The 11,791-nt window shown below is 72.6% G+C and carries 18 protein-coding genes; 9 read left to right on the plus strand and 9 right to left on the minus strand.

The window, feature by feature from the left end:
- Nucleotides 1-39: 39 nt before the first annotated feature.
- A complete protein-coding gene (locus AC07BF_RS31075; protein WP_363589174.1) occupies nt 40-444 on the plus strand; it encodes a nuclear transport factor 2 family protein in 405 nt (134 codons plus the stop codon).
- A 33-nt stretch (nt 445-477) separates the two neighbouring features.
- On the opposite strand, the gene AC07BF_RS31080 is transcribed toward AC07BF_RS31075, so the two are convergent.
- Nucleotides 478-1,692 (minus strand): MFS transporter, encoded by a 1,215-nt coding sequence (locus AC07BF_RS31080; protein ID WP_400845358.1) that lies wholly within the window; start codon nt 1,690-1,692, stop codon nt 478-480.
- 111 nt (nt 1,693-1,803) lie between these two features.
- Here AC07BF_RS31080 and AC07BF_RS31085 point away from each other — a divergent pair, with 111 nt between their 5' ends.
- Nucleotides 1,804-2,139: an ArsR/SmtB family transcription factor gene (locus tag AC07BF_RS31085; protein ID WP_400476488.1), complete on the plus strand. Its 336-nt coding sequence runs from the start codon at nt 1,804-1,806 to the stop codon at nt 2,137-2,139.
- A 198-nt stretch (nt 2,140-2,337) separates the two neighbouring features.
- Here AC07BF_RS31085 and AC07BF_RS31090 read toward each other — a convergent pair whose 3' ends face one another.
- Both AC07BF_RS31090 and AC07BF_RS31095 read right to left on the minus strand, forming a co-directional pair.
- Entirely contained in the window at nt 2,338-2,760 is a 423-nt protein-coding gene (locus tag AC07BF_RS31090) for a tautomerase family protein (RefSeq protein WP_363589180.1), read from the minus strand.
- A 66-nt stretch (nt 2,761-2,826) separates the two neighbouring features.
- On the minus strand, nt 2,827-3,528 hold the full coding sequence (locus AC07BF_RS31095; protein ID WP_363589182.1) for an SDR family oxidoreductase: 702 nt from the start codon (nt 3,526-3,528) through the stop codon (nt 2,827-2,829).
- 145 nt (nt 3,529-3,673) lie between these two features.
- Between AC07BF_RS31095 and AC07BF_RS31100 the strand changes: the two genes are divergently transcribed.
- Nucleotides 3,674-4,300, plus strand: coding sequence for a TetR/AcrR family transcriptional regulator (locus AC07BF_RS31100; RefSeq protein WP_400845353.1), 627 nt, complete (start codon nt 3,674-3,676; stop codon nt 4,298-4,300).
- A 508-nt stretch (nt 4,301-4,808) separates the two neighbouring features.
- On the opposite strand, the gene AC07BF_RS31105 is transcribed toward AC07BF_RS31100, so the two are convergent.
- Entirely contained in the window at nt 4,809-5,282 is a 474-nt protein-coding gene (locus tag AC07BF_RS31105) for a MarR family winged helix-turn-helix transcriptional regulator (protein ID WP_363623915.1), read from the minus strand.
- 150 nt (nt 5,283-5,432) lie between these two features.
- Between AC07BF_RS31105 and AC07BF_RS31110 the strand changes: the two genes are divergently transcribed.
- The 3 genes from AC07BF_RS31110 (at nt 5,433) to AC07BF_RS31120 (ending at nt 7,719) form a co-directional block, all read left to right on the plus strand.
- The gene (locus AC07BF_RS31110; protein ID WP_363623917.1) at nt 5,433-6,332 is read left to right on the plus strand and encodes an MBL fold metallo-hydrolase; all 900 of its coding nucleotides are present in this window, start codon (nt 5,433-5,435) and stop codon (nt 6,330-6,332) included.
- A 334-nt stretch (nt 6,333-6,666) separates the two neighbouring features.
- Complete coding sequence (locus tag AC07BF_RS31115; RefSeq protein ID WP_400810453.1) at nt 6,667-7,146, plus strand: hemerythrin domain-containing protein; 480 nt, start codon at nt 6,667-6,669, stop codon at nt 7,144-7,146.
- A gap of 72 nt (nt 7,147-7,218) precedes the next feature.
- Nucleotides 7,219-7,719: a hypothetical protein gene (locus tag AC07BF_RS31120; RefSeq protein WP_363589191.1), complete on the plus strand. Its 501-nt coding sequence runs from the start codon at nt 7,219-7,221 to the stop codon at nt 7,717-7,719.
- 96 nt (nt 7,720-7,815) lie between these two features.
- On the opposite strand, the gene AC07BF_RS31125 is transcribed toward AC07BF_RS31120, so the two are convergent.
- The 4 genes from AC07BF_RS31125 to AC07BF_RS31140 form a co-directional block, all read right to left on the minus strand.
- The gene (locus AC07BF_RS31125; protein ID WP_400810451.1) at nt 7,816-8,007 is read right to left on the minus strand and encodes a DUF397 domain-containing protein; all 192 of its coding nucleotides are present in this window, start codon (nt 8,005-8,007) and stop codon (nt 7,816-7,818) included.
- A 77-nt stretch (nt 8,008-8,084) separates the two neighbouring features.
- Nucleotides 8,085-8,675: a DUF5919 domain-containing protein gene (locus tag AC07BF_RS31130; protein ID WP_363623924.1), complete on the minus strand. Its 591-nt coding sequence runs from the start codon at nt 8,673-8,675 to the stop codon at nt 8,085-8,087.
- 101 nt (nt 8,676-8,776) lie between these two features.
- The gene (locus tag AC07BF_RS31135; protein ID WP_363589197.1) at nt 8,777-8,983 is read right to left on the minus strand and encodes a DUF397 domain-containing protein; all 207 of its coding nucleotides are present in this window, start codon (nt 8,981-8,983) and stop codon (nt 8,777-8,779) included.
- Entirely contained in the window at nt 8,968-9,810 is an 843-nt protein-coding gene (locus tag AC07BF_RS31140; RefSeq protein WP_400810448.1) for a helix-turn-helix domain-containing protein, read from the minus strand. The genes AC07BF_RS31135 and AC07BF_RS31140 overlap by 16 nt, the downstream gene beginning before the upstream one ends.
- A 116-nt stretch (nt 9,811-9,926) precedes the next feature.
- Between AC07BF_RS31140 and AC07BF_RS31145 the strand changes: the two genes are divergently transcribed.
- The 3 genes from AC07BF_RS31145 (at nt 9,927) to AC07BF_RS31155 (ending at nt 10,945) form a co-directional block, all read left to right on the plus strand.
- A complete protein-coding gene (locus AC07BF_RS31145) occupies nt 9,927-10,127 on the plus strand; it encodes a hypothetical protein (RefSeq protein WP_387982939.1) in 201 nt (66 codons plus the stop codon).
- Nucleotides 10,124-10,375: a hypothetical protein gene (locus AC07BF_RS31150; RefSeq protein WP_400810445.1), complete on the plus strand. Its 252-nt coding sequence runs from the start codon at nt 10,124-10,126 to the stop codon at nt 10,373-10,375. Before AC07BF_RS31145 ends, AC07BF_RS31150 begins: the two co-directional genes overlap by 4 nt.
- A gap of 75 nt (nt 10,376-10,450) precedes the next feature.
- A complete protein-coding gene (locus AC07BF_RS31155) occupies nt 10,451-10,945 on the plus strand; it encodes an NUDIX domain-containing protein (protein ID WP_478334226.1) in 495 nt (164 codons plus the stop codon).
- Between the two features lie 62 nt (nt 10,946-11,007).
- On the opposite strand, the gene AC07BF_RS31160 is transcribed toward AC07BF_RS31155, so the two are convergent.
- Nucleotides 11,008-11,484 carry a hypothetical protein gene (locus tag AC07BF_RS31160; RefSeq protein ID WP_363589746.1) on the minus strand — a complete coding sequence of 159 codons (477 nt, stop codon included), beginning with the start codon at nt 11,482-11,484 and terminating at the stop codon, nt 11,008-11,010.
- Nucleotides 11,485-11,791 lie beyond the last annotated feature (307 nt).

Consider the following 11,791-nt stretch of genomic DNA (forward strand, 5'->3'; position numbering starts at 1 on the left):
GCCACGCACGCATTGTCGGATTCCGAGAAGGGAACCCCCATGCCCGCCACCGCCCCCCGCACCACCATCGCCGCCGCCCTCGACGACCTGCTCTTCACCCCCGGCCTCGACCTGGAGACCGCCGTCGAGCGCCACTTCACCCCCGACTACCGCCAGCGCACCGACGGCCGCTGGGACGACCGCGCCGCCTTCACCGACCACATCCGCCACCTGCGCGCCGTGGTCGCCTCCGGCCGCGTCGAGGTCCACGAGGAACTCCACGACGGCGACCGCACCGCCACCCGGCACACCGTCGACGTCCTCAAGACCGACGGCACCCAGGTCTCCATGGAGGTCTACCTCTTCGGCCAGTACGGCCCCTGCGGGCGCCTGCGCCGCATCGAGGAGACCACCCTGCTGCTCGCCGGAGCCGAGGCCGACCGCAACCTCGGCTCCGCCCGCTGAGACCCCGCCCGCTGAACCCCGCCCGCCCGAGGATCAGGACCGCGACGGCGACGGCGCCGGTGCCGGTGCCGGCGCCGGCACCGTCGCCTCCTCCTCCGTCGGCGCACCCGCCCGCGCGTCCCGCGTGGTCGCCGCCGCCGTCACCGCCGCCACCAGCGCCAGCCCCGCCGCCGCGAACGGGAACCACCGCCCGCCCAGCACCGCGATCGCCGCACTGCCCGCCACACCCCCGGCCGCCGTCCCCAGGTACAGCGCACTGCTGTTCAGCGAGATCAGCAGCGGCGCGTTCCCCGGATCGATCGACGCCAGCCGGTGCGGCAGCGCCACCGACACCGCCCACCCCGCCAGCGGCACCACCGCCGCGTACACCAGCGCCCCCGGCATGCTGCGCCCCAGCCACGGCAGCGCGGCGAACGCGCCCGCCGCCACCGTCGAGCCGGTGAGCAGCACCCGCCGCACCCCGACCCGGTCCACCAGGCGCCCGCCCAGCCAGCTGCCCGCCACCGACATCACGCCCGCCGTCAGCAGCACCAGGCTCAGCCGGTCCGCGTCGCCCCCGGTCGCCCCCGAGACGGCGGTGGCCAGGTAGATGTAGACGCACTGGAAGGCCAGGAAGAACGCCAGCGTGGTGGCCGCCGCCCCCAGCACCCGCCGCTGCCCCAGCGGGGCCAGGCGCGCCCGCAGCCCCGGCGCCGCCACCGGCGCCGGCAGGTCGCGCAGCAGCAGCGCCAGCCCCGCCAGCGCCGCCACGCCCAGCGCGGTGACCAGCCACATCGTCATCCGCCAGTCGCCGCGCCCCACCCAGGTGCCCAGCGGTACGCCCAGCGCGGTGGCCACCGTCATCCCGCCCAGCACGGTGGCCAGCGCCCGTCCGCGCCGCTCGGGGGCGACCAGGGTGGTGGCCACCGCGTTGGCGGTCGGCGTGTACAGCGCGGCCCCGGCCGCCGCCAGGACCCGGGTGGCCAGCAGCAGGCCGTAGCCGGGGGCGAGCGCGCTGAGCGCGTTGGCCGCGCTGAACACCGCGAGCGCGGTCAGCAGCAGCCGCCGGCGCGGCCAGCGGGCGGTGAGCGCGGCCAGCACCGGGGCCAGCAGCGCGTAGCCGAGCGCGAAGACGGTGACCAGCTGGCCCGCGGCCGGCACGGACACCCCCAGGTCGGCGGCGATCGGGCCGAGGATGCCGGCGACGACCATCGAGTCGGTGCCCATGGCGAAGGTGCCGAGGGCGAGCAGGAGCAGGCGTACGGGCATGGAAAAGCCCCCCGATTGTTTGACGATAGGGCAACAGTTTGACGCTCGTCAAACACTAGGGATGGGTGGATGATTGTCAAACCAATGTCCAGCCGACGAGGACCACGCGCCATGACCGAAGACGAGCGGCTGCCCCAGCCCACCACCGCCGACATCGACCTCGTCACGGTCCTGCACGCCCTCGGCGACCCCGTCCGGATGACCCTGCTGCTCAGCTACGCCGACGGCGCCGAACACTCCTGCGCCCCCCGCGACCTGGGCCTGGACCACCTCCACAAGTCGACCGTCTCCCACCACATGCGCGTCCTGCGCGAGGCCGGCGTCACCACCACCCGCGTCGCCGGGCGCAACCGCTTCGTCAGCCTGCGCCGCACCGACCTCGACGCCCGCTTCCCCGGCCTGCTCGACGCCCTCCTCGCCGGTGCGCCTGCCGCCCTCGACGGCTGAACCTGCGTGAACCTGCCTGAGCCCGCCTGAACCGGCCAGGACCCACCGCTCGCGGGGTGCCGGGGCGGTGGGTCCTGGAGTGGGAAGTCGACCTGTCCGACTTCTCGTGGCGGCGCCGTGCCGGGGCGTCCGTCGACAGGAGGTCGGCAGGAGGTCGGAAGGGGATCGGCAGGAGGTCAGCAGGAGGTCAGTAGGGAATCAGTAGGGGATCGGGCGGTTCTCGCGGGCCCACAGCTGTTCGGCCTCGCTCTGGGACGGGGGCGGGGCGATCCCGTTGATCATCCACAGGTCCCGGGGCGTCTCGTCGATGTGGAACTCGCAGTACAGGCCGCGCCCGGTGGTGTGGGGCGCGAGGAGGGCGGCGAGGGCCTCCCGGGTGCGCTTGCGCAGGTCGGGGTCCTCGGTGTGCCGGGCGATGTGCTCGACCACGATCCGCACCGCGTCGTGCGCGGGCTGGTCGCCCACGTGGAAGGAGTCGGCGCCGATCTCGTGGAAGAGCGTCATCACGTAGAACTTCGGCAGCCCGAAGCGGGTGTAGAACCCGGTGATGTCGGCGGCGAGCTGCTGCTTCTGCCCGGGGGTGTAGGTGCCGGGAGGGTGGTAGACGTGCCACAGGGGCATGGGTGTTCTCCTCGGTGTCGGCCGGCGGTGGCCGGCGGGTTTCGACGGGTTTCGGCGGGGTGCGGTTCAGCGGCGGATGGGGATGGTGAGGCCCTCCACCGGGCCGGGGAGCGCGGACTTGAGCGCCCGGGTGAGGTCGTCGACGAGGACTTCGCGATCGCCGCGCTCGACGCCGTCCAGGACGATGCGGGCCACCTCGGCGGCCGGGATCTTGTCGACGGGCAGGGCCGCCACCATCTCGGTGTCCGCGAAGCCCAGGTGCACGCCGACGACCTGGGTGCCCTGGGCGGCGAGCTCCAGGCGCAGGGAGTTGGTCAGGGACCACAGGGCGGCCTTGGAGGCGCCGTAGGCGCCGGCGCCCGCGCCCCAGGACAGCGCGGAGTGGATGTCGACCAGCGCTCCGCCGCCACGGGCCGCCAGCACCGGCGCGAAGGCCCGGGCGATGCGCAGCGGGCCCAGGACGTTGGTGTCGAAGGTCGCCTGGACCTGCCGCAGGTCGCCGGTGAGCAGCGCTCCCGGGTACAGGACGCCGGCGTTGTTGAAGACGAGGTCGACGTCCTGGACGCGCTCGGCCAGGGCGGCCACCGAGGCGTCGTCGGTGACGTCCAGGGCGAGGACCTCCACCCGCCCGTCCTCGCTGGGCACGGGGGTGCGGGCGGTGGCGTAGACCTTCTTCGCGCCGCGCGCCAGCAGTTCCCCGACGAACGCCCGGCCGAGGCCGCGCAGGCCTCCGGTGACCAGGGCGGTGGAGCCGTCGATCACGGTCATGTGCGTGTTCCTCGCTCTCGGAAGGCGGCGCCCGCAGCCGGGGTACCGCAACGTTTAGATTATTACCATCATCTAAACTGGATGGGGAAGCCCGGATGGGAAAGTAGGACCACCACCACCGCAGGACGAGGAAAGGAACGCAGGCATGCCCCGCGTGTCACGGGCCGAGGCCGAACGCCACCGCCAGGAGGTGATCGACCACACCGCCAGACTGATCCGGGAGCAGGGCTCCGACCAGGTCAGCGTCCCCCAGGCGATGGCCGCCGCAGGCCTGACGCACGGCGGCTTCTACCGGCACTTCACCTCCAAGGACGACCTCGTCGCCCAAGCCCTCACAGCCGCCTTCACCGAACGCCGCGAAGCCATGGACCGCCTCGCCGACGACCCCACCCCCGACCCGGCCGCCGCCCAACACCCCACCCCCCGCGCCGAGTTCCTCGCCCGCTACCTCTCCGCCCCCCACCGCGACAACCCCGGCCAGGGCTGCGCCGCCGCAGCCCTGGCCGCCGACGCGGCCCGCGCCGAACCCGGCTCCCCGCTGCGCACCGCCTTCACCGCCGGACTGCGCGACCTGGCCGACGGCTTCCAGCACCTGCCCGACGCCGCCGACCGCGAGAGCGCCCTCGCCGACCTGTCCACCATGGTCGGAGCCCTCCTCCTGGCCCGCGCCAGCGAGGACCCCGCCCTGTCCGACGAACTCCTCACCGCGGCCCGCCACCGCCTGACCACCACCCCCGCCGCGGACGCGGACACGGGCGCGCCGTCCGCGTAGGGCCCGCAGGCTCAGCCCGTGATCGCGCGCACCCGGCCGGGGTCCGGGTGCGGCTCGTACGCGGTGCTGCACTCGCTGATCAGCGTGCCCGCCTTCGCGCCGCAGGGGGCACAGCTGGTTCATGCCGCTCGGGCCGGCGGGGCCGCAGCACCCCCGGGAATGCCTCCCGCCGGGATGCGGCTGGAGTGACGGTGCGTCATCGGGGTGCAGGACCACGGTGTTCCGGGGCCCCGCGGAACACCGGGAACCCGGCGCCGTCCGGATCGCCGACGCAGGGACCCCCGGCGAAGACCGGCAGGCATGCGTCGGAGGGCGCGAGCGGGGCGTCCCACGGCCCGGGTTCCAGGGCGAAGAAGCCGGGCAGTCTGGTCAGCGGTCCGGCGATCGGGGGCGGTCGCAGGCCGCCCACGCGAACACGGTCACCCGGCGTTCCCGACACCCGGCGCGCGCCCTGCCGACCGGACAGGACCTGGCCGCTGCGCCGGGGGAGTGCGGGGCCCGCGCCGATCTACCGGCCCGGCGGGCGGCCTCCGGCCGGGCCGGGCGGCTGGCCGGGGCAGAGGCGGGTGGCCAGTTCGAGCAGGTCCCGGAGGGCGTGCTGCTGGGGGGCGGTGAGGCCGGCCAGCGGCGAGTCCTGGGTGAGGAACGCGAGCAGGCGCGTGCGCAGCGCCGCGCCCTCGGCGGTGAGGACGAGGTGCTTGGCGCGGCGGTCGGTGGGGTGCGGTCGGCGCTCGACCAGGCCCTGCTTCTCCAGCCGGTCGACGACGAAGGTGGTGTTGGAGGGCTCGCAGTTCATGCGCTGGGCGAGTTCGCGCATGGTCAGCGGCCCGGTCATCTCCCGCAGCGCGGTCGCCTGGGGCGCGGTCAGGCCCAGGGTGACGGCGCGTTCGCGGACGTGGTCGGCGATCTGCTGGGCCAGCCCGTTCACCAGGCCGCACAGCTCCCATTCGGGGGTGGCCTGCGGTCGGGGGGGCGTCGTCATGGCTCCATCCTAGCGAGTCCATCAAGCCATCATATTTATCACTTGAACCTTTATGCCTTGAATCTTTCTAGCTTGATGCTTATGGTGGCAAGGCCCGCCGCCGTCGCCACCGGCCCGGCGGCGGACCGACACCGAAGAGGGGAAGGGACCATGGCGAACTTCGAAGCCGACGCGGCCCACCGGGACGAGCGGCTGCGACGGCCCTCCGGCATCCGCTCCGTACAGCTCGGCGACACGAAGGTGACCTTCGTGCCGGACGGCGTCGTCCTGCTGCCGCCGCGCGGCTGGCTGCCCGAGACCACCGACCGGACGTGGGCGGAGCGCCCGCAGTACCTCGACGCCTCCGGCCAGTTCGTCGCGACCGTCGGCGCGCTGCTCGTCGAGCACGCCGGGCGCGCCCTGCTGATCGACGCGGGCTTCGGGCCCCGCTCGCTGCCGGCGGACCCGAGCGTCCCGCACGGCCCCGGCCACGGCGGCGCGCTCCTCGACAACCTCGCCGAACTCGGCCGCCGGCCGGACGACATCGAGGCGGTGGCCTTCACCCACCTGCACTCCGACCACACCGGCTGGGCCTGGCACCCCGCCCCCGGCGGCGACCGGCCGGCCTTCGCCCACGCCGACTACCTGGTGTCCGAGGCGGAATGGGCCGGCCACCTCGCCCGGCCGGACGGGCCCGGCGCGGTCGAGGGGGCCGCCGTCCTGGCCCCGCGCGTGCGCACGGTCGCGCACGGGCAGGAGGTCTTCCCCGGCGTCCGGGTGCACGTCGGCGCCGGCCACACCCCCGGACACGCCGAGTACACCGTCACCGCGGGCGGGCAACGGCTGATCGCCTTCGGCGACGCCATGCACTCGCCCGTCCAGGTCGACCACCCCGAGTGGTCCGTGTCCGTCGACCACGACCCGGCCCGCGCGGTCGAATCCCGCCGCCGCCTCGTCGCCGAACTCGCCGAACCCGACACGATCGGCTTCGGCGTCCACTTCGCCGACGTCGTCTTCGGCCGCGTCCGCCACGACGGCCCCGGCCCCGCCTGGCACCCGCTGGACGCCTGACCGGCCCCCGGGCCCCGCCCGGGGCCCCTTCGGGGGTGTCCACCGCGCCCGCCCGGCCGCCGGCCTTCGGCGCGGATCCCGCACGGCTCCGGCATCGCCGCGGACGTCAGGCGACGCCGGAGCCCCCGCCGTCACCACCCGCATGCCGCTCGACCGCGCTCGGAAACCCGCCGGAAGCCGGCCGCGGGGCCACGATGTCCGGGGAAGCCTTCGGCACCCACCCACGACGGCGCTTGCCGTGGCGCCGCGGCCCGTGATCGGATGGCGCGAGCATCGCGTGCCGGTGACGGACAGCGTCAGGCATGGAGGTGCGGAACCGAAGGGACCGCCTCCCGTGGCCTCCCAGGACGGCGACCGCGCGGTCGCCCTGAGCCTTCAACTCTCCCAAGCGCACCAGGAACTGCGCCGCCGGATCGGCCGGATCAGAGCCGGAATCGGACAGCGCCGCCCGGGCGACGACACACTGCGCACCCACTGCCTGGCCTTCTGCGCCGCGCTGACGGCACACCACCAGGGCGAGGACGAGGGCATGTTCGCCCACCTGCTGCGCGAACGCCCGCAGCTCGCCGGGACGGTCGCCAAGCTCGTCGAGGACCACGAGATGATCGCCGCCATCCTCACCAGGGTGCGCGAACTCGCCGACCACGCCGCCGAATCGCCCGGCGACGGGCTGGAAGCGGTCGGGCGCGAACTCGACGGACTCACCGCGATCATGGAATCCCACTTCGCCTACGAGGAACGCACGATCAGCGAGGCCCTCGACAGCGCGGTACCCGACGGCGGCTGGCCCGACCAGGTGTTCCGGTTCGGCTGACGAGCGAGCCCCTGCCTGCGGGGGAACGGAATTATGTTGTGACGTGAGGGCCTGCGCTGTAGACATGCCGCGATGACGATTTTTCATTGCGCCGCCTGCGGCGAGGCCCTCACGGCCGACCTTGAGCCCCTCCCGGCGGTTCCTGCCCGGCACCTGTTCGAGGGCGAGCTCGTCAACGGCCGGCGACAGGCCCCGCCCACCATGCCCCGTGGCCACTACGCCGTCGATCCGCAGCCGCACGGGCCGCCGTTCGTCCCGGCCGAGGACCAGGACGACTGGCCTCCCGCCTACCCCGGCGGCCCGTGCATCAGCGACTTCGACGGAACGGTCGTCGTCTCGGCCGGACCCCGGAACACCTTCGTCCTGCACCCCGAGGACGGGACCGGCCTCACCTGGCACACAACAACGACCGGGCCACCCAGCTGCTGCGGAGCCCCCGGCGACGGCCCACCCAACCGTGCCTGCCACTGCGGCGCCGTGGTCGGAAGCGAGATGTCGGACTGCTACACACCCTACGAACTCCACCTGCTGCCCGACGCCGTCCGCCCCGCTGCCCACACCCCCGACCACTGACGCACGCGTCCACACGGACCCCACGGGCGACTGGACGGCCGAGACGAGGCTGTCACCAGTACCCAACAGTTCCTTTGTTCCACCCAGGAATTGCCGCTACCGGGCGTCGAACTCACCCGCGCTGACGGCGGTGACGAAGGCCCGCCAGGCGGGGGAGGGGAAGAGGAGGACGGGCCCGCCGGGGTCCTTGGAGTCCCGGACGGGCTGCACACCGGTGAAGCCGTCGGCGACCTCGACGCATTCGCCTCCGCCGCCGCTGTAGCTGCTCTTGCGCCAAGTGGTGTCCATCGCGGTTGCCTCCTGCGGCCGGAGTGGAAAGTCGATGGGGATGACTTCCCACTCCGGCGCCGGGTTAGACGCAGGTGTCAGCGCGGGCCGGAACGGATGTCGCTGCCCCGGGACCAGAGTTCTTCGACGTGTTCGGCGAAGCGGTCGAACATGCCGTTCTCCTCGCTGCGCCGCAGGTGCATCAGGGGTGAGTCGTGGCCGACGGTGCGGGCGAGGTGGGGCGTGACGAGGGCGTGCTCGTCGAAGCGGAAGACGGAGAGGCCGACGTGGTTCGGGCCGTCGTCCGGAGCGCTGAACCGGGCCTCGATGCCCTCGGTGCCGGAGAGCTTGGCCAGGTTCTCCAGGGTGACCCTGATCCTGGTGGACACCGTGAGCGCCACGTCCTCGATCTGCTCCCGCTGACGCGTCGTGTCGGAGACCGGATCCCCGAGGAGAAACCGGACCCGGCAGCCGCTCTCGGCCTTGCGCCGCAGAGTCTGCAACAGGGCGGGCTGCTCCAGCCACACGAAGTAGCTGGTGTAGCCGGCGAGGAAGATGTCGGACCGGGCCTCGGCGATCAGCTGCGCCCAGACCGACTGCGGGCAGGCCGAGCGGTACGGGTAGACGGCGAACACCTCCCGGTCGTGCCCGGTCTTGACGTTCGCCCGGACGGTGTTGGGCCAGATCATCCGTTCATCACCCCCTGAGGTCACGGCGGCGGGTTGAACCGGGTGGAGGGGTTGAGAAGGCCCCGCCGCCCTGGATCGGGGCGTCGGGGCCGGAGTTGCTGCTACCGGGCGTCGAACTCGCCGGCGTGGATGGCGGTGACGAAGGCCTGCCAGGCGGGGGAGGGGAAGAGGAGGACGGGCCCGTCGGGGTCTTTGGAGTCGCGGACGGGCATGAGTCCGGTGAAGCCGTCGGCGACCTCGACGCACTGACCGCCACTGCCGCTATAGGAGCTCTTGCGCCAGGAAGCGCGAGTCAGTTTGACGTCCATTCAAGGTCCCTCCGTACCGAGCGGATCATAGCTACTGAGTCGGCCTGATTCTTGGCCTCGGCCAGCAGTTGATCGTAGTCCCTGAGCAAGGCTGCGATCGACTCGGTATCGCGGTCGAGGTAGCCGCGCTGCTCGGTCTCGCTGTAGGCGATCATTTTGCGTGTCGGCAGCATCAGCATGGTTACTACGCGAGTGAACGGCCTGCTCCCGCCGAGAGAGTAGGGAGCCACCTGGATGAAGATCCTGGGTTGACTGGCCAGTCTTTCAAGGTGGAGTAGTTGCTCGATCATGACGTCTCGGCCGCCGATGGTCCTCCTGAGACAGCTTTCGTCCAGCACCGCGTGCAGAATCGGCGGAGGCGTTCGGTGCAGGGTTTGCTGCCGGGTGAGGAGGTAGTTGATGCGTTCTTCGGCTTGCTCCGGAGTGGCTGTGCCTCGCCTGATATTCCCCTGCTCCCAAGCAGTGGCGTATGCCTTGGTCTGCAGAAGGCCATGGATGACGTTGATCTCGAAGAGCTTGATCTGCTCCGCGGTCGACTCGTAGTTGGCGTACTCGGGGAAGCCCGGGACCAGGGCAGTGTGCTTGAGCTGCCAGTACATCAGCAGCAGGGTCCCGCCGGTCTGCAGGACCTCGTCGGCCTTGGTAGCAAACTTCTCACTCGGCGGTCGCTGCGCAAGTTCGACGAACGAGACGTAGGACGGGTGGACTCCGATCTTGCGCGCGAGCTGTTCCTGCTTGAGCCCCATCGCCCTGCGTGACCTGCGGAGTTGGACCCCGAACGGAGCCCAGGGAGATGACTGCGGGTCAATTTCCTTGATGTTCACCATGGCTGCTCCAACTCTCCAGACCACTGAGGTCAAGTCGTCTGCCACTTCCGATGCTAGGCGACACAGAGCCACCATGTGCACAGAACGTGAAACTCTGATCGCGGAAGGTTACTCCCATGGGCGATGTCCAAGTGCCCCGGCTGCACGGCTACGGGGTCCGCTGGGACCCGGAGGGCCGGTGTTACCGGGTGCGGAACGAGACGACGGGGGAGTGGCTGCGCAGCGGCACCTCGGGTGAGCTGGCCTCCTTCTCCTCGTTCTCCGCCGCCTTCAGTGCGTGGCGGGGGTTCGAGGCACGGCGGCAGGTGGGGGCATGATGGGAGCCGCCCTCAACCGCGCCACCGCCGACCAGCGGCGCCAGGCGGCCGACGTCCTGGACGACCTGACCACCGTCCTCGCCCTGGCCGGGGTGAAGTTGCCCTCCGTCGAAGTCGATTGGGAGTACGGCCGCAGGACGGGCTGCTACCTCATCGGCCTCGGCTGCGCCCGCCCGTCCGAACTCCTGCGGGTCGTGGACCTGCTGCGCAAGGGGCTGCGCTACGAGCGCCTGACGCATGACGACTGAACTCCTCGTCCGCCTGCTCTGGTGGGCCGGCTTCTCCCTCGTACTCCTCGCCGCCCTCAGGAAGTGAACCGTCCGATGCGTGACCCCCGTCTGCTCGCCAAGCCGCCGGTGTGCCGGCTCGGCTGCCTCGTCCTCGTGCGCAACCCGCGCGGCGACGTCCTGCTCGTCGACCCGGACTACATGGACGGCCTGATCCTCCCGGGCGGCGCCGCCCAGCCCAACGAGCCGCCCAACCTCGCCGCCGCCCGCCACCTCCTCGCTGAGACCGGCCTCAACCTGCGCCTCACGGACGTCCTGGCCGTCGACTTCACCCCCGCCGACCGTTACCTGGAGCGCCTCAACCTGGTCTTCGACGGCGGCACCGTGCGCGACGACACCCGCCTGACCGTCCCGCCCCGGCACCGCAGCGGCCTGTTCGGCGCCCGCTTCGTCCCCGCCCACGAACTCCCGGACGTCATGGCCCCCGCCCAGGCCGCCCGCACCGCCGAAGCCCTCGCCAACCGCGCCGTCCCCCTCCTCCTCCACGGCCAACGCACCACCTGCGACGAGAACCGGCCCCCACCGCGCTAGAACGCCGGGCGGCAGCTACCTCGCCGACACCCGAACCCGAACCCGGCCCCGGCAGTGGGCGCTCAGCTGACGCCCCGCAGGACACACAGGGTCCCCTGCGGCGCGTGGAACGCCTGCCGCACCTCCCACGCGCCGCTCTGCCCCGCCTTGACGTTCACCGCCGTGTCGCCGAGGGCGAGCACCGTGGCCTTCGCCGAGGTGAAGTAGACGACGATCCGGTAGTCCGCGTCCCGGCCGCCGGGGTTCACCGCGGTGCCGGCCGCGCGCCAGCCGTCCTTGGTCGCCTCGCAGGTGCCGATGGTGACCTGCTTGCGCTTCTCCTGGTCGTTGGCGACGGACGACGGCGGCGGCAGCGTCGGCTGCTCCAGCACGGCGATCTCACCGCTGCTCGCAGCGTCCTCGGAGGGCGCGGCCGTAGCGGCCTGCACGTCCTGACTGCCACCGCTGTGGGGCTGGCGGCAGCCGGACAGGGCGGCGAGGGCGAGCAGTGCGATGCCGGCGGCGGCACCCGCTCGGGCCTTGTGCTTGGTTTCGCGCATCTCTTACTTCCTTCGGCTGTGGGCGGCGCCAGGAACGATCACACCGGTGTCACCGCAGAGGGGCCCGGCCTGTCTTACCGTGCCGGTGCGGGCGGCGCGGGCTCGGCGGGCCTGGCGGTGGCGGAGGTTCATCCGTTCGGCTGAGGTTCGTCCCGTCGTCCGCCCCTCACCCACGGGCCGGACGGACGACGGACGGACGACGGACGGGCACAGAACGGCGGGGGGGGGGGGGGGGGGGGGGGGGGGGGGGGGGGGGGGGGGGGGGGGGGGGGGGGGGGGGGGGGGGGGGGGGGGGGGGGGGGGGGGG

Source organism: Kitasatospora sp. NPDC043950, from assembly GCF_056435345.1.